Source organism: Acinetobacter sp. YH12227 (assembly GCF_013417785.1).
Taxonomy (GTDB): Bacteria; Pseudomonadota; Gammaproteobacteria; order Pseudomonadales; family Moraxellaceae; genus Acinetobacter; species Acinetobacter gandensis.
Genome location: NZ_VPDH01000041.1, coordinates 11,669 through 33,882 on the forward strand (window position 1 = coordinate 11,669; position 22,214 = coordinate 33,882).

A 22,214-nucleotide genomic window follows, 5' to 3' on the forward strand; every position below is an offset into this window, starting at 1 on the left:
TTGAATAACAATAAAAAAAGCCGCTAGAAGCGGCTTTTTTATGCGTGGATAATTAAGCTAGAAAGCTTTTTACCATTTTCACAATGCGTTCGATCAATTTATCTGCTTCAGCTTGTGTAATATTCAGCGTAGGCAATAAACGAATCACAGAACCTGCAGTTACGTTGATAATTAATTTGTGTTCATCACGTGCAATGGCAACAAGTTCGCCACAAGCTTTTGGTAATTCAATACCAACCATTAAGCCAAAACCACGAACAGTCACGTTTTGCTCCGCAAGTTGCTCTGTGAATTGCTCAACAAGATACGCGCCCATATTTGCAGCATTTTCAACAAGGTTTTCCTTTTGAATGGTATCAATCACGGTATAAACCACACGTGAACCTAATGCTGTACCGCTATAAGTTGAACCGTGGTTACCCGCTGTTAAAACGCCAACACCACGACCTTGAGTCATGACTGCGCCGATAGGGAAGCCATTACCCAGGCCTTTAGCTGTAGTTAGCACGTCAGGAACAATATTGGTGTGTTGATATGCAAAGTATTTACCTGTACGACCATTACCTGTTTGCACTTCGTCAAGCATCATTAACCAGTTGTGCTGATTACAGATACGACGAATTTCTTCGAGGTAGCTAAAACCTTGGGGAGCAGTATTTACACCACCTTCGCCTTGGATCGGCTCAATCAAAATCGCTACGATGTCAGGGTGGTGAATCGCCGCTTCTTCAATCGCTTCAATATCACCGAAAGGTACACGAATAAAACCTTCAACTAATGGGCCAAAGCCTTCTTGAACTTTTTTGTTACCTGTCGCAGAAAGTGTTGCCATGGTACGACCATGGAAAGAATGGTCAGCAACAATAATTTTAGGGCTTGCAACACCTTGCATATGACCAAATTTACGTGCAATTTTGATTGCACCTTCATTTGATTCTGCACCACTGTTTGAGAAGAACACTTCTTCCATACCAGCAACTTCAGCCAACTTTTGTGCAGCAGCTGTTTGCCAAGGCACTTCAAACAAGTTACTAGTGTGAATCAATGTTGCAGCTTGTTCAGCAATCGCCGCTGTAACAGCAGGATGTGAGTGACCTAAACCACATACAGCAATCCCTGTAAGTGCATCTAAGTATTCTGTGCCATCTGCTGTATACAGGTGAGCACCTTGACCTCGGACAAAGCTGATCGGTTGGCGGCCAAATACCGGCATCAAATGTGATGGTTGATCAGTTTGTACAGGGGCAAGGGTAATGTTATTCATGACTAACTCTATCTGTCAGGTGATTGAAATAATATAGAGGAGACGCCATATTAAATATGAGCATCAAGGGGTCTATATAAGCAAAATATGCTCCGAATGAAAAGCTGAAATGTAAATAAAACATGAAATATTGCTTTAGTCATATTGTTTTACTCAGTTTTGGGTATAATGCGAAGCAGATTTATTGAGGATATATCAATGACTGAACAAGCACGCGATACAGAAGCGTTAATTCGTGACCAAATTGCAAAACATGCAGTTCTACTTTACATGAAAGGTACTCCACAATTTCCACAATGTGGTTTCTCTGCACGTGCAGTAGAAGCACTCAGTCAAATTGGTCGTCCGTTTGCTTATGTAAATATTCTTGAAAATCAAGATATTCGCGCAACTCTCCCGCAAATTGCAAACTGGCCGACTTTCCCGCAATTATGGATCAACGGTGAGTTGATTGGCGGTAGCGACATTATGCTTGATATGTTCCAAAAAGGTGAATTACAACCTTTAGTTGAACAATACAGCCCAGCTCCTGAAGCATAATTAGCATGTACCAACAGGTGTAAATGCTAATATGCAAATAAAAATAGCGCTCTCGAAAGCGCTTTTTTTATATCTCAAATATACGAAGTATTTAAAATTTAGGTGAAAATTCGCGACACAATCTAAGTTTTATTTAATTGTGCGGCGAATAACTCAACGATTGTTTCCACTCAAAGTTTATTCTGCGTTAGCGCTCACTTCATCGATATTTTCTTCATTCGATTCAGCTTCTTTCGCAGTATCTACTTTTTTGGACTTTTTGTCTTTTTTGGCTTTCTTCTTTTTTTTCTTTTTCTTCGGTTCTTCTTCCTCGAACTCGGCTCCATCTTCAATTGCTTGCCAGTATTCTAATTGCTCCATAACAGCAGCATAAATTGAACCTTTGCTATAACGTCCTTTTTTATCAAGTGTGCCCACAGGGCGAGCCATCAAAATTTCTAAAGCTTGGTCGATGGTATCAATGGCATGAATGTGGAATTGCCCAAGTGTTACCGCTTCGATTACGTCTTTACGCAACATCAGATGTTGCATGTTTTGACGTGGAATAATTACGCCTTGTTTGCCGGTTAAACCTTGCAACTTACATGCATCGTAAAAGCCTTCTATTTTGGCATTCACGCCGCCAATCGGTTGTACTTGTCCCAATTGGTTCATTGAGCCTGTTATTGCCCATGATTGATCAATAGGTAGTTGGCTGATGGCAGAAATTAAAGCAGATAGTTCAGCAACAGTTGCGCTGTCGCCATCGACTTGACCATAACTTTGTTCAAAGGCGAGGGCAGCAGAGAAATGTAAGATTTGTTCACGACCAAAGTGAGCTTTAAGGAAGCTCGACATTAATAACACACCTTTGGCATGTAAAGAGCCGCCGAGTTCAACACTACGTTCGATATCGAGAATATCTCCACCACCTTGATATACCGATGCGGTTAGGCGAGAAGGTAAACCAAATTCAACATCAGCATATTGAATCACCGACAAAGCATTAATTTGTCCGAGACGGTGTCCTTTTGTTTCAATTAACTGTGTGCCACGGCTGAGATCTTGCCAATACAATTCACGCAAATAACCTAAGCGATACTTACGGTGATCGAGTGCGGTATTGATGTGATTTTCAGTCACCATTTTGTCGCCCGAAAGTGCAGCGTGATGATGTGCTTCACGAATCAAGTCACCCAAGGTGAGGGCGTGTAATGACAAAGAGCTTTGATCTTCGGCTTGACGGCTAGAGTCGGTCAATAAAGCTGCCAAAGCACTGCGGTCAAATGGTAATAATTTATCTGTTTGTACATAATCGGCAATGAGCTGCATATAAGCCTGCTCATTAATGTCATTACGTTGTAATGTATCTGTAAAGTCAGCACGGATTTTAAAGACACTGCCTAACTCAGGTTCAAGCTCTAAAATGTCATAATAAATATCTGGTTCAGCTAGCAATATCACTTTGATATTTAAATCAATTGCAGCTGGTTCAATTGAAATACTACCGGTTAAAGTGAGCATGTGTTCAAGCGATGAAAGTTTTAATTGCCCAGATTTTAAGGCACGCTTTAAACCTTGCCACGCATACGGCTGTTCCAGTAATTGCTCTGCTTCTAAAATAAGAAAACCGCCATTGGCTTTATGCAATGAACCAGGACGGATTAAAGTAAAGTCCGTGGTAATTGTGCCATTTTGAGTCAGTTGTTCAACATGACCCAATAAGTTGTAGTGCGTTGGAAAGTCTTCAAAAATAACGGGTGCGCCAGCATTTGGCTTGTGGCTTGCTATGATATTGGCTTGGTAACGTGAAGGAATGCGATTGAATTGACCTGGGGTAAAATCATCTTCTTCCTGCTCGAGCACAAATTCAACATTACTAATAATGTCGTCTGCATACAATTTAAGATAATTCTCTAAACCTGCTACAGATCCAAATTTATTCTGAATTAAATCAATCCGTGGAATTACCACTTGTTTAGCAATTTCACGGTTTAATAATTGAACTTTATCACGTGCATTATCTTCTAGATCACCAAGATGTAAGCCTAAGCGTTCAAGTTTTTTATCCATATAACGCATATTGGACGCAATTTCGGCGCGCTGCTTACTATTTAAAGCATTGATGTCTTCTTTGGACATTTCTTGATATTTGTCATCAATCAAATGTACAGGTACGAAACAATGTTCATCGTCTTGAGAAATGAGCTTTAGATCGAGGTCTTCACCTTCACGTGTAATTTCAATTAAAGCTTGATGTTGTTCATCACCGGCATGTTGGCGAATCATCTCAATACGATTGTGATACGTTTCAGCAGTGAAGCGTCGTTCAAGCTGCTTTAAAATGGTTTGCCAGCTTTGATGCAGCATGGTTTGAAACTTAACAGCTTGCCCAGCTGGGAACTGAAGGGCTAAAGGTTCGCGTGGAAATTTAAAATTATTGACATATACCCAATCACAAGGTGTTGGCATATTTTTCGCGTGTTGTTGTAATAAACGCTTAATCATGGTGCGTTTACCAAGCCCAGCTGTACCCACTGCAAATATATTGTAGCCGGAATAAGGCAATGCAATGCCTGCCTCAACCGAAGCACGTGCACGATCTTGTCCTAAAAAATCATTTAGCGGTTTTATACGTTTAGTAGATGTTGGTATTTTTTTTAGGTCAGGTGTGTGTGTGAGTTGCTCTGGAGGTAATTGTGTTTTTGTTAGCGTGTTCTGAATTTCTGGTTGATCAAATGCGCTCTTTAAAGTCGTTTGAATTTCTTGCGGATTGTTTGTGCCGCTTTCGTTGACTGTAGTTGATAAAGAAGAGTGAATTTGTTCAAGTCGCTGGGTCACTGTTGAATCCAAAACAAAAGATAAAGAATATAGATTAAAGGTATACAGGTTTGATGGTAAAGATCAAGCAACAGCTGATTATTTCTCTATAAAATAAAACAATGATTTCATAAATGTTGTTGAAACAAAATTGATTAAGCGATTGAATAGCATCATTCGATTTTGACAAAAATAATCTGAGTCATGACAACACAAGCTTCAGGATGGAAATCTGCTTTTACTGCGTTTTTAGATCGGCGTGCGCTGATTATGCTGTTTCTCGGTTTTTCAGCCGGTATTCCAATTCTACTTATATTTTCAAGTTTATCGCTGTGGTTAGGTGAAGCTGGGATTGATAAAAGTGCGGTAACTTTTTTCAGTTGGGCAGCACTCGGTTATTCCTTTAAGTTTGTTTGGGCACCACTGATTGATGAATTACCTGTTCCATTTTTAACTTCACAGCTTGGTCGCCGTCGAGCTTGGTTGTTGATCGCGCAGATTTTAATCATCTGTGCCATTTGTATTATGGCTTTTTCAGATCCAGCTTTAGGTCAAAGCTATATTTATCAAATGGCGGCAGGCGCAGTTTTGCTCGGTTTCTCTGCTGCGACACAAGATATTGTGATTGATGCTTATCGTATCGAGCTTGCTGAAGCAGAAATGCAAACCGTTTTAGCGTCTACATATAATGCGGGCTACCGTATAGGGATGATTGTTGCGGGTGCGGGGGCTTTATTTTTGGCAGCTTACTTAGGTACAGCCAAAGGTAATTATATATACGATGCTTGGAAATATACTTACTTAGCAATGGCAGCTGTCATGTTTGTCGGTATTATCACCACACTTTGTATTCGTGAGCCAAATGTAGAGCGGAAACAAAAAGATTATAAACGTAGTGATTACTATCGTTTGGTTGCGGTATTTTTCGTTTCGGTGATTAGTTTCGTCTTGAGCTATATTTATTCAGGACGGCTGCTGGACGTATTAAAAGCCGCTTGGGAAGTTAAAGATTCATTCTTATTATTTAGCTTAGAAGCTGTACGTTTCATTGGCTCAGGTGCAGTCGCATTACTTGTTGGTTCAATGCTGGTAAAAGCTGGTGCTGTAAACAAGCAGATGGCGTATGAAACTTGGGTAAATCCGATTGCTGATTTCTTTAAGCGTTATGGTTTAAAACTTGCATTGGTCTTACTTTTATTGATTGGCTTTTATCGCATCTCAGACATCATTGCAGGTGTAATTTCCAATGTGTTTTATCAAGACTTAAATTTCAGCAAAGAACAAATTGCTGAAGCGGTTAAAGTCTATGGTGTAATTTTTAGTTTGGTTGGTGGCTTTCTTGGCGGTCTATTGGCGCAGCGCATGAATATCATGAAATTGATGTTCGTTGGTGCGATTTTAGCGAGTTCAACCAATTTGATTTTTATTGGATTAGTTAAATCAGGTCAATCATTAGATCCAGTAAAAGTCCAAGTGGGTGATAAAAATTATGTTGCGATTCCTGATGAAACAGGTGCTTGGAAAATTACAGTGCCAACGGATGTGTTAAAGCAGAACAAAGAGATTTCAGCAACAGCTGTTTACTCGATTGCTGATTCGCATCCAGTTACAGTCAGTATGCCTTACTTAAATGATGCGAAAAATACAGGTGCATTATTGCTTTATCCTGTGACCGCAGACAACGTTGTAAGTGCGCATGAGCAGAGCAATGGTATTGTGGTTCGTGGAAATTATAATCGTGAATTAAGTGATGCTCAGAAAATTCAGGTGTTGTTAGATGGGAAACCTTTCGATGCCAAACTGGATAAGCAAGGTATTTTCACAGCAACGATTCCGGGGCAAGTTTTGGTAAATTCAAGCTCTAAACAATTATTGACTCAAGTTGTAGATGGAACGAAAGTCATTTCTACAAAGCAACACAAATATGATGTAAATACGTCTGCGAATATGGCGGGTGTACTTGATATTGATATTCAGCCTGTAAACTTGGCTCAAGCGGGAAATGAAGTTGAAATAAAAGGTAAAGTGATTAAACCTTATAGTTCTAAATGGTTGTACTTTGCCATTATTGTTGACAACTTAGCTTCTGGTTTAGCAGGTGCAGCATTTATTGCATTCTTATCGAGTTTAACAAGTGTTTCATTTACTGCTGTGCAATATGCTATTTTCAGTTCGTTAATGACTTTAACGCCAAAAATCTTAGGCGGCTATTCAGGCACGATTGTGACGAATATCGGTTATCCAAAATTTTTCCTCATGACAACTTTAATCGGTATTCCAATTTTAATTTTAGTAGTTTGGGTTGCAAAGCTACTAAGAGAACACGGGCAAAAAAGTAGTTAAAATGACTTTAATAGACATATGAAGTAGATAAAAAAGCTCATCATTATGATGAGCTTTTTTATGGGCATAATGATAAGTATCATCGCATTAGTATTAAAGGATAGTACTTCAGTTATTTCTAGGCACATAAAGACGAATGGTATTCAAATTGAACTTTTGTATTTAAATGCCTATAGTAATCAGCAAAATTAATGTTTAGGAAAATGAATCATGCGCATGCTGCATACCATGTTACGTGTAGGCAATTTAGAACGCTCATTGGCATTTTACACTGAAGTACTCGGTATGACTTTGCTTCGTAAACGTGACTATGAAGAAGGTCGTTTTACTCTTGCATTTGTAGGTTATGGTGATGAAGCGAACCATACCGTACTTGAACTCACTCACAATTGGGATACAGCTGAGTATGAGCTGGGTAATGCTTATGGTCATATTGCGATTGCAGTTGATGATGCTTATCAAGCGTGTGAAGAGATTAAATCACGTGGTGGTAATGTAGTGCGTGAAGCAGGCCCAATGAAGGGCGGCGTAACAGTTATTGCATTCGTAGAAGATCCAGATGGCTACAAGATCGAACTGATTCAACAAGATGTCAATGCACGTAATAACTAAGCCAGATGTTTTTATATTTATCATTTAGGCTAAATCATTGTACTAAATAACGAATATAAGTGAATCGCACTCGCTTTTTTATATATGCCCAGTAAGATAAATGTTTACCTCTCGGTAAATTTAACTTGTTGGGCATTTTTATGTCTGAAATAAAGTTTAGAAATAACAATACAGGATGTAGTGATGTTGAAACTGTTAGCGCTTGATCGTTTTACGATACTTTTATTTGTTATGGTGATATTGGCAACATTTTTACCAGTTTCAGGGCAGGCGGCAGATATTTTTGGTGTGGTCACCACCGCTGCAATTGCGATTTTATTTTTTTTGCATGGTGCCAAATTGTCACGTGAAGCTGTGATAGAAGGAGTCATGCACTGGAAGTTACATGCGCTGGTCTTCGCATTTACATTTGCATTGTTTCCAATATTAGGCTTATTGGCTAAACCTATACTTGTACCGATGTTAGGAAAGGAGTTGTACTGGGGTTTCTTGTTTATGTGTTTTTTACCCTCAACAGTTCAATCCTCCATAGCATTTACATCCGTTTCCCAAGGTAATGTTGCAGGTGCCGTGTGTAGCGCATCCTTCTCTAATATTATTGGTATGTTTATTACACCTGTACTGGTCGCTTATTTTATCTTGGGGCAATCACAACATAATTATGATCCGACCGCATCGATTATCCAAATTACTTTATTGCTCTTGGTTCCTTTCATCTTAGGTCAGGTCTTACGGCCATGGGTGTTTCCGTATATGAAAAAACTACCCAAGATCGTTAAAGTATTTGATCAAGGATCAATCTTAATGGTGGTGTATGGCGCTTTTAGTAGTGCTGTCGTAGCAGGTCTTTGGCATCAAGTCAGTGGAATGACTTTATTTATACTGATTGTAGCGTGTTCAGTATTACTGACTATCGTGATGTTACTTGCACTCTATGTCCCTAGATGGTTGGGCTTTAATCGTGCTGATCAAAAAACTATATTCTTTTGTGGATCAAAAAAGACCTTGGCAAGTGGTGTACCAATGGCTCAAATCTTATTTATTGGTCAACCACTCGGTATGATTGTTTTACCGATTATGATTTTCCACCAGATTCAATTGATGGTGTGTGGAGTGATCGCAAATATTTGGTCAAAGCAACAAGCAGGTAAACTTTAAATTTCAGTATGAATGGGCAAACGAGCTTATTGAACTAAGCTGCTAGATTTGAATGTGGGATTGAAAAGACTGAGTAAAGAATAGGGCATTATCGAATCTGATCAATTGAGGGGTGTAGCTCTATTTATTAATCAATTTATATCAGATATAATACTGCCCAACTTGTTGTGCTTAGCTCTGACGGTATCCGTCTCGGTGGGCCAAAAGAATGGTCTGTTATGGTGTTGATCTGCTTTATAAGCCTTCCTTGTATGTCTACAAGAGTGATCAATTGCGATGACAGCTAAACCTTCTTGAATCTTAGGAGTAATCGACGATGCGCGCCGATATTCACCCAAAATATGATACTTTAGTTGCTACTTGTTCATGTGGTAACGTAATCGAAACTCGTTCAGCTCTTGGTAAAGAAACTGTTTACCTAGACGTATGTTCTGCTTGCCACCCATTCTACACTGGTAAACAGAAGAACGTTGATACTGGCGGTCGTATCGACAAATTCAAACAACGTTTTGCTGGTATGTCACGTTCTATCAAACGTTAATATCCAAAACAAAAAAACGGGCTTTATGCCCGTTTTTTTGTGCCTATTTAAACTGAATGAAATGTCAATTTTAGACAGCATAAATATCCAAGACCTTATTGGTCTTGAATATCGATTAAATGATCTAGTTTTTTCTGGAAGTAATCGCCCTGAATAAATCGAGCTTCAACGTTCCAAGCATTGGCAAACAACGTCATGTCATTCAGTTCACGTAGTAGAATTTCTACGTTTCTGATTTCATTAAAGGCAGCAATTTTTTCCTGCAATTCTAGACATGATTTATCATTGGCTAACATCTTCGTGAGGCTATTATCCAATGTTAAGCAATTTACATCAACTTGGTGAAGTAATGACTCGCTATACATTGAATGGCCGAAATTACGTAGTGCTAAATCAGCACCATTTTTGCGTAATTCTATAAATGCTTTTTGTGCATCAGCAAGATTGGTCTGAATGTCTTCTTCTGAAAATTGCAAAATTAATGGGTTTTTCACCTTACTACGAATAATTGTAATTAACTTCGAAATAAATTCAGGGAAGGTACGATCGTTGTACAAGACTTCTTTGTTTAAGTTTACAATTAATTTTGCATCAGGGAACTGTGTAATAAAATTATGTAATTGCTTACATGATTCAACTAAAATCCAGCGATCTAATTTAATCGATAGTTCAGAGTCTTCAGCGAGTTCACGTAGTTGAGCAATATCTTTCCATTTGTTTTCAAAAATGAAGCCACTGGTCACTTCATACGTATATAAATGGCTATCTTCTTTATCATAAAGCTGTTGATATTTAAGATGAATTTCACCACGTTCTAAGCTTGTACGAAGTGCTTTTAAGACAGGTACTTCATTACTTACGCTAATTGGCGCAATTTGAGCCTCAGGCGTACCAAAATCTAGCGCAGGGATTTCTAATTCAAGTGGAATATTTAAATCAATTTCAGGTGCTTTCTGATTGGTTGGTAGTGCAGTCGTAAAGGCCTGGCTAATGACTTGTTCCAAATGCGATTCATCACGAAGGTCGCCATTTAAAACTGCATAACCGATACGCAGATTCAGTGGGTAGCTTTCATTATTTACAGTCAATAATTGCGGCTTACTTAAAGTATTTAAGCCAATTAATTTTGAATCTAATTTAGCTTGATTATCCGCTTGGAATAAAGCCACAAATGCGCCATTGTCTAGACTAAATAATGGTACATGGGTTTGTTCTTTGAGGAACTCTTTTACATTACTGAAATAGCTCTTATAGGTATTCCAATTGGATTGTAAAATAGCATCAGAACACGATGAAAGGGTAAATAATACCAATGCATTAACAGTAGATGGCTGCTTGGTCATCGTTCGGTTAATTTGTTGGTAGCTTTTCGGCTTCTGAGCAACGTTTTCGGTATTAACTGTAGTTTGTCTTGTAGATTCTGTTGTTATATCTACAGCGAGTTGTAGCGCATCTTCTTCTGTCGCTGCAATAAACTCTAACTTCAATGGGTTTTGTTTTACCACCGCAGCATTTTGTGAAGAAAGATCGAAACGACCTAAATCAAATTGGCCTTGGCTGATTTTCTTAAAGCGCTGTTTAAAATCATTCAAATCGGTCGGTTGTAATAAGTCGAGTAATGGTAAACCAATGACATCATCCTCATTATTCAAACCAAAAAGAGTTAAGTATTCAGCATTGGCTTGAATATGAATACCTTCCTGAATGACTGCAACTGCTTTACGACTATCTTCAACCAACGCTTGTGTTTGAGTTTGCGCAGTTTCCAGTTCATCCATTAAATGTTGTTGCGTTTGTTGTAAACGACTAAATGAAAGGGCACGAATTAAACCAAGATAGAAATTATCTATTTCGTTTAAATCTAAAATGTCATAAATGCCTTTACGGATATAATTCGCGTATTGTTCCGCTTGATAATCTTCTGGCTTTAATAGAATGATTGGCAAGTTCGGTTGATTAGAAAGCTGAACCAAACTTAATGCTTGCTCATATTTCAGGTCATAAGCTCGACCAAAAATAATTAAGTCCCAATTTAGATTCAGTTGTTTTTCAAAATTTTGTAAATCGTCGAGTAAGCTGGCTTGAACTTGATGCTCACTTTCTGTCAATAAATCTTGAATTTGGTTAAAACGTATTTGATTATCATCAATAATCAGTAAGCGTGTTTCCGTACGTTTTAGCTTTTTAGACAGTAATGGATTTCTCACTTCAATGCTTCCCATAAGTCATTATTTTTGATTTCATTGCTCTGTTTCGCAATAAAGTCTTTAACGACATTTTCTTGCTCTTCATTCAATAATTCATATTCAAAGCGAATAAAGCTTTGCGTTACTAACTGCGCTTTGTTTAAGTAAACTTTTAGATCTTCTTTACCTAGACGTAAGTGTATCGTTTGCTTTTCGCGGAACAGGTTGGCACCCGGCAAAATAAGCGTGGTTGATACTTGGTCAAGTTGTGTAGTTTGAACCAAAAGTGCTGGCTGGTGATTCGTTGTGTTGCGGTCAGTCCGAATATGCGCGGAACAAGGGTAGAGGTCTTGTGCTAAGACTTCTAAGCCAAGTTCGAGACTTTTTTCAGAAGACTGTTTAATCCAGCGAATCACTCCACCACGCCAAGGGCTTTGAGCATTTTCTTGAATTAAAATAAATTCGCCAGTTTTTAAGTTGGCCGGTGTTGTACCTGTCCATTTAATACGGTAGCCATTGACACTAATGTCCAGTACTTCTGCGCTATGAATTTGCTTTGCTTCACGGTCGAGAGCTTTGGCATTGGTCATGCCTGTAGGTATGTTTGAATCACTGGCATTAACAAATGAAGCTTCATTATGGAATTGATAATTGCCTTCAAGTTCAAGTGTTTCGTTAAAGTTTTTACCTTTAGAAAGATAAAAGTGTGCAACAGATAAACTGAAACAAATATTGATTTGTGCCGAGTACTCATAACGCTCATGACGGCGTTCTGTATTGTTGGTCAGAATGTTATGAATATGGAAATACAGTGCAGGGGTTAAGAATAATTTCTCATTCTTCGACAGATAGTTGGCATTCTTAGTCTGAGTTTCAGTCAAATGCTCAAGTAAACTCTGTGTAGAAATATACACATTGGGTTGATACTGATTATTTTGCTTCGCGTTTAATACTGGTGGGTAGTCTTTTTTACAGTCAACAATATAACGCGATAGAGTGGTTTCTTTTGGTAAAATTTGAATGAGCTTCGCCCAATCATAACTACACAAATATAACCCGTGTATTTCAGCAGGACGAATTTGATTATTATTAAATATATCCAGCAAAATCAGTTGTGCGTAGGCTTGCGCAATATTAGCAATTTGGTGCTGTGTACCTAAAACCTGATTAATATTACTTTGATAAAAATTATGTTCAATGGCACATTCAATTAACTGATGTGCAGCGAGCCATTGCCCTGGAACCGGCATGGTGTACAGCATGTGCTGTTGATACAACAGCATAGTCATTTGTTGTAGCGCATAGTAAATCGAAGCAATACGCGCGGTTTGTAAACTTTTTTTATGACCAAATGAAAAAATTGAAAATTTTTGCTGATTAAGCTGTTGGTTACAGCGTTTGGCAATATCAATATAAATCTTGGCAAAATGGCTACGTAATAACATGGCCAATTCAATGATTTGGTCGTTACGATCCGTCGTAATTAGGCTCTGATTAGTAAAGTGCTTTTCTAAACTGGTAAGCACACTGTCCAAAGTTGGATGAACAATCTGAACCAAATCAAAACGTAGCATTTCTTGGCACTTGAGCTCAGAAATTTCTAACAACGCATTGAACAGTGCTTTAGATGAAGTACCTAATTGTAAAATTGAAATGCCATTTAACCACTCTTGTAGTCCTTTGGCATTGGTAGGACAAAAGCTCAGTTTATCCAGCTTTAATTCAGTCGGATGTTGAAACGTATCTGAAGTATGCGTGGTCATCTTTATTATTTAACTCAAAAAGTTGAAGCCCCAAAAAGCGGTGTCTTGTTTTTCTCGCCCGCGATTTCCCGTACAAGTTTAGGAACCAAGTAACCCGGTAGATTCTCTAAAACTTCTTTATAAATTAAATCTATGTTCTGCGCCGGTGTATCAAAATGTGAAGCACCTTTGACTTTATCTAGAACATGTAAGTAATAAGGCATCACGCCTGCATCGAATAAGCGGTAACTTAGTTCGACCAATACATCAGCTGAATCATTGACCCCTTTCAATAAAACGGCTTGGTTAAGCACGGTGATTCCTTGTTTGACAAGCTGTTGAAGCTGGCTGCACGTAAAATCATCAAGCTCAGATGCATGATTTGAGTGTACCACTAGAATAATGCGTAGCCTACTGTTTTTTAAAATAGAAACCAGCTCTTCATCGACACGGTTGGGGATTACGATAGGAACTCGTGAATGAATTCTCAAAAATTTAATCTGAGGAATTTCAGATAAACGATCAATCCAGAGTTGAAGTTTACGATTTGACAGCGTCAGTGGGTCACCACCACTTAAAATCACTTCATTAATATCGGGTTGCTGTTCAATATATTGTTTGATATTTGGCCAGTCATCATTTTTAGGTAGGTTTTCTTGGTATGGAAAATGACGGCGGAAACAGTAACGACAATGAACGGCACATGCACCTGTCAATGTCAGTAAAAATCGTGATTTATATTTATGTAAGACGCCAGGTTGTTGGTTGGCTTGTTCTTCGCCTAAAGGGTCGGTGACAAAACCTTCATGCTCTTCAAGTTCGAGATGATGTGGTAAGACTTGCAGTAATATCGGATCAAGCGGATTACCTTTTTGCATTTTTTCTACAAAAGCACGTGGTACACGTAAGCGAAATTGATCCGTGGCAAGTAGTGCACCTGACAAAAGTTGATCATGTGAAAGTGCTAGGGTATCAAGCAATTCACGTGGGTCAGTAATCAAATCACTGAGTTGAGTTTGCCAGTTTTGCTCTTGAAATAAATAGTTTATCATGCCGAATTTTTGAAAATGCAGGGTTAGGGGACGTCTATAAGCCGAATAAATGCTGATCTCAGAATATATTTCTAGCTGATCTCATTTAATTGGATACATGATGAATCACAATTAAAAAAATAATTTGGCTTTGAGACCACTCTAATTTTATCTGTTCATGACTGTTGTATAAACAAAGATCTTTCATGTATGAGTGTAACTTAATCATCTTAGGCGCTTTAAGCGGGATTTTTTCATTGCGACATAGTGTATTGGTCATTTAGAATACGCAACATCACATTAATGTGCATGTGGCAGCTTTTTATGCTCAAGTTAGTTCTTGCTAAATGACTTGTCATAGCCCGTAGCACTATAGATTAAAGTTAGTAAGTTTGGAGTGAGCCAGTCATGGCCTATTATTCTACGAATGATTTCAAGTCGGGCCTTAAGGTCATGCTTGACGGTAACCCATGTTCAATCATGGAAAACGAATACGTAAAACCAGGTAAAGGCCAAGCTTTTAACCGTGTAAAATTACGTAACCTTAAAACTGGTAAAGTTTTAGAAAAAACATTTAAATCTGGTGATTCACTAGAAGCTGCTGACATCCAAGAAGTTGAAATGAACTACTTGTATAACGACGGTGAAATGTGGAACTTCATGGATCCAGAATCTTTCGAACAAATCGCTGCTGATAAAGTTGCTATGGGCGACGCGGCTAAATGGTTGAAAGATGACTCAAACGAACTTTGCACAATCATGCTTTGGAACGGTGTTCCTTTAACTGTGAGCGCGCCTAACTTCGTTGTGTTAAAAATCGTTGAAACTGATCCAGGCGTACGTGGTGATACTTCAGGCGGTGGCGGTAAACCTGCTAAGCTTGAAACAGGTGCAGTTGTACGTGTTCCATTATTTGTACAGCAAGAAGAAAGCGTTCGTGTAGACACTCGTACTGGTGATTATTTAGAACGTGCATAATGGTTTAAAAAATAGACTATTATCGAAAGGGATGATGATGAATCATCCCTTTTTTTATACCTAATGGTTTAGTTTTGTATGCCAAAGTATTAGATGAAAACGGCCATAACAGGAGTAAAGTTTCAAGGGAAGAAACAGCAGTACCTCGAACAAGAAAAATCAAGCTGATTTATTTCAATATTTATGAGGGATTGAGATGGAAACCATTCAACCGAAGTCAGGAATGGCTTCAAAAATTATCTGGCTGTTTGTGGCCATTCTAGGTGCCGTATCATTCGGTATCTTGGCACTAAGTCGTGGCGAGCATGTCAATGCAGTCTGGCTTATTCTTGCAGCAATCTGTGTATATAGCATTGCATATCGTTTTTATAGCTTGTTTATTGCAAATAAAGTATTTGAGCTAAATGAACGACGTTTAACACCTGCACATCGTTTAGCTGACGGTCTAGATTATGTGCCAACAAATAAAAGTGTTTTATTTGGTCACCACTTTGCTGCGATTGCGGGTGCGGGTCCTTTAGTGGGACCTATTCTTGCCGCTCAAATGGGTTACTTACCAGGGACAATTTGGCTTTTAGTGGGTGTGGTACTTGCCGGTGCGGTACAAGACTTCCTTGTCTTATTTATTTCAACACGCCGTGATGGTCGTTCACTGGGTGAAATGGCAAAACAAGAACTGGGTTCTTTTGCCGGTATCATCGTTATGCTTGGTGCCTTGGGTGTAATGATCATTATTCTCGCGGTACTGGCATTGGTTGTTGTAAAAGCATTAACCAACAGTCCATGGGGCGTATTTAGTATTGCTGCTACTGTACCAATTGCAATTTTCATGGGGATATACATGCGTTATATCCGTCCAGGTAAAATTGCTGAAGTCTCTATAATTGGCTTTGTATTAATGATGGCGGGTATTATCTACGGTGGTGATATTGCACAACATCCATACTGGGGGCCATTCTTTACTCTTTCAGGTACTGAACTGACTTGGTGGCTGATCGGTTATGGTTTCGTGGCATCTGTATTACCCGTTTGGTTGCTGCTTGCTCCACGTGATTACCTATCTACCTTCTTGAAAATTGGTGTTATTGCAGGTTTAGCAATTGGTATCATGTTTGCATTACCTGAAATGAAAATGCCAGCGGTAACACATTTCATTGATGGTACAGGCCCTGTATTTGCCGGCTCAATGTTCCCGTTCTTGTTTATTACCATTGCTTGTGGTGCGATTTCAGGTTTCCATGCGCTCGTTTCTTCAGGAACGACACCGAAACTTGTGAATAATGAGAAAGATATTCGCATGATCGGTTACGGCGGCATGCTAATGGAATCATTTGTTGCGATTATGGCATTGGTTTGCGCAACAATTCTTGAACCAGGTGTATATTTTGCAATTAATGCGCCAGCGGCTGTAATTGGTACAACGGTTGAGTCTGCTGCAGAAGCAGTACGTACTTTAGGCTTTGTGGTCACGCCTGAAGCATTAACATTACTTGCGCAAGAAGTGGGTGAAAACTCAATTCTGTCACGTACTGGTGGTGCACCAACATTTGCCATTGGTATGGCCCACATCATTACGGAAATTTTCAATAACCGTTCAATGATGGCGTTCTGGTATCACTTTGCGATTTTATTCGAAGCACTTTTCATTTTAACGGCAGTTGATGCGGGTACACGTGCATGTCGTTTCATGGTGCAAGATACTGTGGGTATCGTGATTCCTGCGGTAAAAAACTCACATAATTTCTTCGGTAATATGTTGGGTACAGCTGTAGCTGTTGCAGGTTGGGGTTTCTTTGTTTATCAAGGCGTAGTTGATCCACTCGGTGGTATTAACAGCCTATGGCCATTATTCGGTATCGGTAACCAAATTCTTGCTGCAATGGCACTTATTTTGGGTACAGTGATCCTGTTTAAAATGAAGAAACAACAATATGTTTGGGTGACGATCATTCCAACTGTATTCTTGTTTATCACTGCGATGACTGCTGGATGGCAGAAGATTTTCCACGAAAATCCTAAAATTGGTTTCTTGGCTCAAGCAGATCGTTTTAATGCTGCAATTGCGAAGAACGAAATTTTAGCGCCTGCAAAAACAGTTGCTGAAATGCAAACTGTGGCATTGTCGAATCAAATTAATGCGGGTCTATGTGCATTCTTTATGATCGTGGCTTTTGTCATGTTGTTTGCTGCAATTGGTGTGGTACGTCGTGCATTGGCAAATCCAAACCCATCGGTGAATGAAGCAGAAGCGATTTACCGTGACCCAGCTGAAATTAACCCGTCAAATTCAGCACATTAATAGGGGAATATGAATGAACCTGAAGTTTGCAAAAAGTGGAAAAACGGTGATTTATAAGATCATTAAAATAACCATTATGTCGCAGAAGGATTTAATTCTGAACCCGAAAAACTGGTCACGTATTGCGACGTTGTGGCAACGTTTACAGCAAAGCTTCCGCCTGATGGTGGGTGTGCCAGATTACCAAAACTATTTGGAACATATGGCAAAACATCATCCTGATTTGGAAGCGATGGATGCAAAAACATTTTATCGTCACTGTGTAGATGCACGTTATCCATCAGCTGGTGGCGGTATGAAAAAATGTCCGTGTTAAACACATAATGAAAAAAAGCGCCTTTCGAGGCGCTTTTTTTTACACAATCAATTTGAGATTAAACGAAAGGATATGAAAAATTCAGAGCGCTATTATGCCAAGGTAGCAATCGAAGGCGCGAAGTTAAGAAAGATGCATACTTTTTAAATTTAATTGGAATCTAAATTAGGTATGATTTTACATAGATTGTTTTGCTATAAAGAATGTATTTCCATTTAAAAACCTGTATGTTAGTGATCAATCAACTTTTTTATTGGGGAATAAAAGGTGTTTTGGGGAACAGAGAAGCGTCAAGAACAACAGCAAATAAATCGTCTGGTAGATGAGCAAAAACTCGCGTCCTATTATCCTAAAATTAACACTTTTCTTGATCAAATCAATCAAATTATTCTCGATAAAAATCAGCAAACCAAATTGGCTTTAGCCTGTCTATTGGCAGGCGGGCATGTGCTATTTGAAGACTTACCTGGTTTAGGAAAAACAACATTATCCAGTGCTTTATCGCACTTAGCAGGCCTGAAATTTCAACGCATTCAATTTACCAATGACATGCTGGCCAGCGATGTGATTGGTGTGAATATGTTTAATCAAAAAGAGCACCATTTTGAGTTTAAGTCGGGGCCAATTTTTACCCAAATTTTACTGGCAGATGAAATTAACCGTTGTAGCCCAAAGACTCAAAGTGCTTTATTAGAAGCCATGGAAGAGGGTTATGTGACGGTCGATGGTGTACGTTATGCTCTGCCTCAACCATTTTGGGTGGTTGCGACACAAAACCCCTTATTTCAAAGCGGTACTTATGCTTTACCTGAGTCCCAACTAGACCGTTTTTTAATGCGGTTATCTTTAGGTTATCCGTCGCGACAAGCGGAAAGACTGTTATTACAACAAGACTCACGCCATGAATTAATTGCGACTTTAAAACATGTTTTTACTGAAGCCGAAGTATTAGAGCTGCAAAGCTTGGTCGGGCAGATTCACTTGAGTGAAAAAATACTTGATTACATTTTGGATTTGGCCGCAGAAACACGAAAAGGTCGTCATGGTTTGTCCACACGTGGTGTATTGGCACTAAAAAAAGCAGCTCAAGCATACGCGCTGATTGAACAGAGAAATTATGTCAATCCTGATGATATACAAGCAGTATTCGCTGCAGTGGTAGCACATCGTATCGGCTTGTCCAATGCCGAATCAAAGCAACTATTACAACAGATTGCAATTCAATAAGGAGCTGACTTTTGGCTTCGAAATGGCAGCAGTGGATTGCAAGACGCTTTAAAATTGATCAGAAAAAGCAGTTAACTCAAAAAGATGTACTGATTTTCATCTACCAGCAAGGTTATTTGTATCTGGCGTTAATTTTCATCACGTTCATTGCAGGTGTGAATTATGCCAATAACTTAATATTAGGTTTTTGCTTTTTAATCAGTGCAGTGTTGTGTATCAGTTTTTATCTTACGTTTAAGCAACTACATGGTTTAACGCTTGACGTGGTGGTCGGGGAAACGCCACAAATTGGTGAGCCTCAAATTGTGAATTTGTACTTGAATCAAAACCAATTACAAGCTCGTTATCTTTGGTTTAAAACAGCGACACATCTGCAAAAAATCCTCATTCAAGACAAACAGCATCATGTTCAGATTAGTTTTGAGACGACACACCGCGGTAAATTTACAATTCCTGAAATTCAGATTTTTAGTACTTATCCATTTGGCTTGGTAAGAGCATGGACATATTTATATGTCCAACAGGAGGCCTGGGTAGCGCCTCAATCAAGTGTAACAAGTGCTGAAAATAAACAACATCAACAAAATTTTGAACCAGATATGGATGAGTTTCGTGAGCTGAGAAGTTTTCAAACAGGAGATTCATTGCACGCTGTTTCATGGAAGCAAGCAGCACGTGGGCAAGGTTTATATGTCAAAGTATTTGAGCAATATGCTGATCAACATAAACTTGAAATACATTATCAGCAAATGCCAGCGAACTCACATGAAGAAAAGCTCAGTTTGATGATGGGTTTAGTTGAACAAGCGGAACAATTAAATTGTACTTATGCGATGTATTTACCACAGGCTGAATTGCCATTTGGCCAAGGGCAACAGCAATTGGCTACAGCTAAACTTTTATTGGCGCAGGCTTAACATATGATTCAGCCTTCTATTCAACGTGCGATTTTACTGACTTTGGCTTTGGTGCTTGCCACTCAAGTTCTTTATATTCCAATCGCGACAACTTTGGTTTTTTTATTATTTGGCTTTGCTTGCTACTCAATATGCGAGTCAATAAAAAGCCCTTGTCTAAAGTTTGGACTTATTTACTGACTTTGAGTGCATTAATCAGTATTTACCTGAGCCATAAAACTTTTATTGGTGTTGATGCAGGTGTAGCAGTACTTACGACATTTTTATTTGCCAAATCACTAGAAACGAAAAATAAACGCGATGTAATTATCTTATTTAACTTTGCCTTATTTGTGATTGCGAGTAGTTTTTTATTCAGTCAATCCTTTGGCATGGCTGCGCTTGTTTTAACGGCGTTAATGAGCTGTTTTATTGGATTATACCGTTTACAGACTGTTGGTTTTAGTCAAAACTTAATCGGTGAAATACAAGCGATTAAACAAGATATTGGTCATGTTGGAAAGTTTATCTCCTTAGCTGTTCCATTCTTTATCTTACTTTTTCTCTTTTTTCCACGCCTGCCGCCACTATGGCACATTCCAATTCCTGAAAATAAAGCCACAACAGGTATCAGTGACAGCATGTCTCCAGGCGATATTGCTGAATTATCACAGTCGAGTAGTTTAGCTTTTCGTATAATCGGTGATATTCAAGCCTTGCCACCACGTACAGAGCTGTATTGGCGGGGGATGGCATTAGATGAATATGATGGCACTAAATGGACCAGTCATTTTGTAAATCAACAAGCAACTCAATTTGATGTATCACAAATACTACCGAGCAAGACTTTAAATTACCAATATCTTGCTGCTGACCCTAGTGTAATGTGGGTGATGGCCCTTGAGCAATCTGTGCCTACAGAGCCACGATTTCTATTTGGTCAAGATGGTCGAATTACGCCTTATCGTTTAACGGCTCGGACCGAACCAATTCAATTAAAATGGTTAGGTATAGCATCGCTTCCGCAAGTGGTTCAGTCACAGTGGTTAGCTAAACTAAATATGCGTTATGTACATCAGTTAGATCATAAGTCTCAACGATTGGCTCAAGAATTATGGGGTAAAAGTGGGGCGGATCCAGAGCGTTATATAGATCAAGTATTTCATTGGTATCAAAACAATAACTTTGTTTATACTTTAAGCCCCGGTGTGCTTGGACAAAACCGTATCGATGATTTTTTATTTGGTTCACGACAAGGCTTTTGCGAACACTTTGCTTCAAGTTTTGCAATGTTGATGCGTTATGTTGGAGTGCCAGCACGAATCGTTGTGGGTTATCAGGGTGGTCAATTAGCACCAGATGGGAAAAGTTGGGAAGTTCGTCAGCTCGATGCTCATGCGTGGACAGAGGTTTATGTCAATCAAAATTGGCGTCGTATTGATCCGACGGCTATCATCGCACCGCATCGTATCGATGGTGGAATGCAGGATTATATGGCACAAGATCGGACAATTTTTGGAACAAAGCAGTCGACTTGGGCCTATCAGCAATTTGCCATATTAAAAAAAGTCCGTGTATGGAGTGATTATGCGAGTTACCAATGGCAAAGCAAGGTCGTAGGTTATAATGCTGAATCTCAACAACAATGGTTCAAAAAGCTCGGTGTAAATTCTGCTTATGCAGGAGGTTTAATACTTGTATTGAGTATTGGTGGAGTTGTTGTATTTTATTTTATATGGATTATGTGGAAAAAAAGAAAAAGTTTAAGCCCTCTTGAAAGAGAAATTACCAATTTTGCAAAGAAATTACCCTTGAACCTACAAAAAGGAACTTCTGAAAGTTTTAGGCATTGGCTACAACGTTTGGCTGAAAATGTACCTGAACAAGAAAAGGATTCATTTGAAGAAGCTATTACGTTATTTGAACAGGAAATTTATGTAGGTAGAACGCTAAGTTCTCAAGATATTCAATGTTTTAAGACTTTGCTTAAAACTTGTACGCAAAGTTTAAAAAACTCAGAAAAGGGCTTGTCATAAAAAATAAAAATGAATATGATGCTTGGACTTCAGGTGTATAGCTCAGTTGGTTAGAGCGCTACGTTGACATCGTAGAGGTCAGCAGTTCGAGTCTGCTTATACCTACCATAATTCGATTAGGCTTTGTTGCACAAAGATTTGAAATGCAAAGCGCCCCTAATTGAGCCAAATTTAAGGCGTAACTTGGGTAAGTGGTCGACCTAATTCCGTAAATCTGTTAAGAACTGCTACACGTGCATGGATCTC

At 38.9% G+C, this 22,214-nt stretch carries 15 protein-coding genes, 1 tRNA gene and 1 pseudogene; 12 read left to right on the forward strand and 5 right to left on the reverse strand.

The annotated features are described in order from the left end of the window. Positions 1–52: 52 nt before the first annotated feature. Positions 53–1,264 carry an aspartate aminotransferase family protein gene (locus FTV09_RS10435; RefSeq protein WP_067762768.1) on the reverse strand — a complete coding sequence of 404 codons (1,212 nt, stop codon included), beginning with the start codon at positions 1,262–1,264 and terminating at the stop codon, positions 53–55. A gap of 198 nt (positions 1,265–1,462) precedes the next feature. Between FTV09_RS10435 and grxD the strand changes: the two genes are divergently transcribed. Continuing rightward, positions 1,463–1,804 (forward strand): Grx4 family monothiol glutaredoxin, encoded by a 342-nt coding sequence (gene grxD, locus FTV09_RS10440; RefSeq protein WP_067762767.1) that lies wholly within the window; start codon positions 1,463–1,465, stop codon positions 1,802–1,804. A 177-nt stretch (positions 1,805–1,981) separates the two neighbouring features. Here the strand turns inward: grxD and FTV09_RS10445 are convergent, their stop codons facing one another. Next, on the reverse strand, positions 1,982–4,546 hold the full coding sequence (locus FTV09_RS10445; protein ID WP_373687702.1) for a Lon protease family protein: 2,565 nt from the start codon (positions 4,544–4,546) through the stop codon (positions 1,982–1,984). Between the two features lie 261 nt (positions 4,547–4,807). Between FTV09_RS10445 and FTV09_RS10450 the strand changes: the two genes are divergently transcribed. The 4 genes from FTV09_RS10450 to rpmE all read left to right on the forward strand — a co-directional run bounded on the left by FTV09_RS10450 (position 4,808) and on the right by rpmE (position 9,257). Continuing rightward, positions 4,808–6,946: an MFS transporter gene (locus FTV09_RS10450; protein WP_180058275.1), complete on the forward strand. Its 2,139-nt coding sequence runs from the start codon at positions 4,808–4,810 to the stop codon at positions 6,944–6,946. A gap of 210 nt (positions 6,947–7,156) precedes the next feature. Further along, on the forward strand, positions 7,157–7,558 hold the full coding sequence (gloA, locus tag FTV09_RS10455) for a lactoylglutathione lyase (protein ID WP_067762764.1): 402 nt from the start codon (positions 7,157–7,159) through the stop codon (positions 7,556–7,558). A 183-nt stretch (positions 7,559–7,741) separates the two neighbouring features. Beyond that, a complete protein-coding gene (locus tag FTV09_RS10460) occupies positions 7,742–8,716 on the forward strand; it encodes a bile acid:sodium symporter family protein (RefSeq protein WP_067762763.1) in 975 nt (324 codons plus the stop codon). A 316-nt stretch (positions 8,717–9,032) separates the two neighbouring features. After that, a complete protein-coding gene (gene rpmE, locus FTV09_RS10465) occupies positions 9,033–9,257 on the forward strand; it encodes a 50S ribosomal protein L31 (protein ID WP_067762762.1) in 225 nt (74 codons plus the stop codon). Between the two features lie 95 nt (positions 9,258–9,352). Here rpmE and FTV09_RS10470 read toward each other — a convergent pair whose 3' ends face one another. The 3 genes from FTV09_RS10470 to epmB are packed head-to-tail and all read right to left on the reverse strand — an operon-like array spanning position 9,353 to position 14,237. Then, positions 9,353–11,479, reverse strand: a complete 2,127-nt coding sequence (locus tag FTV09_RS10470; protein WP_180058276.1) for an EAL domain-containing protein — start codon at positions 11,477–11,479, stop codon at positions 9,353–9,355. Then, on the reverse strand, positions 11,461–13,206 hold the full coding sequence (locus FTV09_RS10475; protein ID WP_180058277.1) for a GTPase: 1,746 nt from the start codon (positions 13,204–13,206) through the stop codon (positions 11,461–11,463). The genes FTV09_RS10470 and FTV09_RS10475 overlap by 19 nt, the downstream gene beginning before the upstream one ends. Positions 13,207–13,220: 14 nt before the next feature. Next, the gene (gene epmB, locus FTV09_RS10480; protein ID WP_180058278.1) at positions 13,221–14,237 is read right to left on the reverse strand and encodes an EF-P beta-lysylation protein EpmB; all 1,017 of its coding nucleotides are present in this window, start codon (positions 14,235–14,237) and stop codon (positions 13,221–13,223) included. 387 nt (positions 14,238–14,624) lie between these two features. Here epmB and efp point away from each other — a divergent pair, with 387 nt between their 5' ends. The 7 genes and pseudogenes from efp to FTV09_RS10515 all read left to right on the forward strand — a co-directional run bounded on the left by efp (position 14,625) and on the right by FTV09_RS10515 (position 22,076). Then, positions 14,625–15,194, forward strand: coding sequence for an elongation factor P (gene efp / locus FTV09_RS10485; protein WP_067762759.1), 570 nt, complete (start codon positions 14,625–14,627; stop codon positions 15,192–15,194). 196 nt (positions 15,195–15,390) lie between these two features. Further along, positions 15,391–17,493, forward strand: a complete 2,103-nt coding sequence (locus tag FTV09_RS10490) for a carbon starvation CstA family protein (protein WP_180058279.1) — start codon at positions 15,391–15,393, stop codon at positions 17,491–17,493. Positions 17,494–17,506: 13 nt separating this feature from the next. Beyond that, the gene (locus FTV09_RS10495) at positions 17,507–17,809 is read left to right on the forward strand and encodes a YbdD/YjiX family protein (RefSeq protein ID WP_180058280.1); all 303 of its coding nucleotides are present in this window, start codon (positions 17,507–17,509) and stop codon (positions 17,807–17,809) included. 267 nt (positions 17,810–18,076) lie between these two features. Next, positions 18,077–19,036: a MoxR family ATPase gene (locus FTV09_RS10500; RefSeq protein ID WP_180058281.1), complete on the forward strand. Its 960-nt coding sequence runs from the start codon at positions 18,077–18,079 to the stop codon at positions 19,034–19,036. An 11-nt stretch (positions 19,037–19,047) separates the two neighbouring features. Then, positions 19,048–19,953 carry a DUF58 domain-containing protein gene (locus FTV09_RS10505; RefSeq protein ID WP_180058282.1) on the forward strand — a complete coding sequence of 302 codons (906 nt, stop codon included), beginning with the start codon at positions 19,048–19,050 and terminating at the stop codon, positions 19,951–19,953. A gap of 3 nt (positions 19,954–19,956) precedes the next feature. Then, positions 19,957–21,968: pseudogene (locus FTV09_RS10510) on the forward strand (transglutaminaseTgpA domain-containing protein). Between the two features lie 31 nt (positions 21,969–21,999). Next, positions 22,000–22,076: transfer RNA gene (locus FTV09_RS10515), tRNA-Val, on the forward strand. Positions 22,077–22,214: the final 138 nt, after the last annotated feature.

What these genes read in the sequence shown, in the direction of transcription:
- FTV09_RS10460 (WP_067762763.1), top strand. Translation starts at nt 7,742, where the DNA reads ATGTTGAAACTGTTAGCGCTTGATCGTTTTACGATACTTTTATTTGTT.
- FTV09_RS10475 (WP_180058277.1), bottom strand. Translation starts at nt 13,206, where the DNA reads ATGACCACGCATACTTCAGATACGTTTCAACATCCGACTGAATTAAAG.
- FTV09_RS10470 (WP_180058276.1), bottom strand. Translation starts at nt 11,479, where the DNA reads ATGGGAAGCATTGAAGTGAGAAATCCATTACTGTCTAAAAAGCTAAAA.
- FTV09_RS10490 (WP_180058279.1), top strand. Translation starts at nt 15,391, where the DNA reads ATGGAAACCATTCAACCGAAGTCAGGAATGGCTTCAAAAATTATCTGG.
- epmB (WP_180058278.1), bottom strand. Translation starts at nt 14,237, where the DNA reads ATGATAAACTATTTATTTCAAGAGCAAAACTGGCAAACTCAACTCAGT.
- gloA (WP_067762764.1), top strand. Translation starts at nt 7,157, where the DNA reads ATGCGCATGCTGCATACCATGTTACGTGTAGGCAATTTAGAACGCTCA.
- FTV09_RS10495 (WP_180058280.1), top strand. Translation starts at nt 17,507, where the DNA reads ATGAACCTGAAGTTTGCAAAAAGTGGAAAAACGGTGATTTATAAGATC.
- FTV09_RS10435 (WP_067762768.1), bottom strand. Translation starts at nt 1,264, where the DNA reads ATGAATAACATTACCCTTGCCCCTGTACAAACTGATCAACCATCACAT.
- rpmE (WP_067762762.1), top strand. Translation starts at nt 9,033, where the DNA reads ATGCGCGCCGATATTCACCCAAAATATGATACTTTAGTTGCTACTTGT.
- FTV09_RS10450 (WP_180058275.1), top strand. Translation starts at nt 4,808, where the DNA reads ATGACAACACAAGCTTCAGGATGGAAATCTGCTTTTACTGCGTTTTTA.
- efp (WP_067762759.1), top strand. Translation starts at nt 14,625, where the DNA reads ATGGCCTATTATTCTACGAATGATTTCAAGTCGGGCCTTAAGGTCATG.
- grxD (WP_067762767.1), top strand. Translation starts at nt 1,463, where the DNA reads ATGACTGAACAAGCACGCGATACAGAAGCGTTAATTCGTGACCAAATT.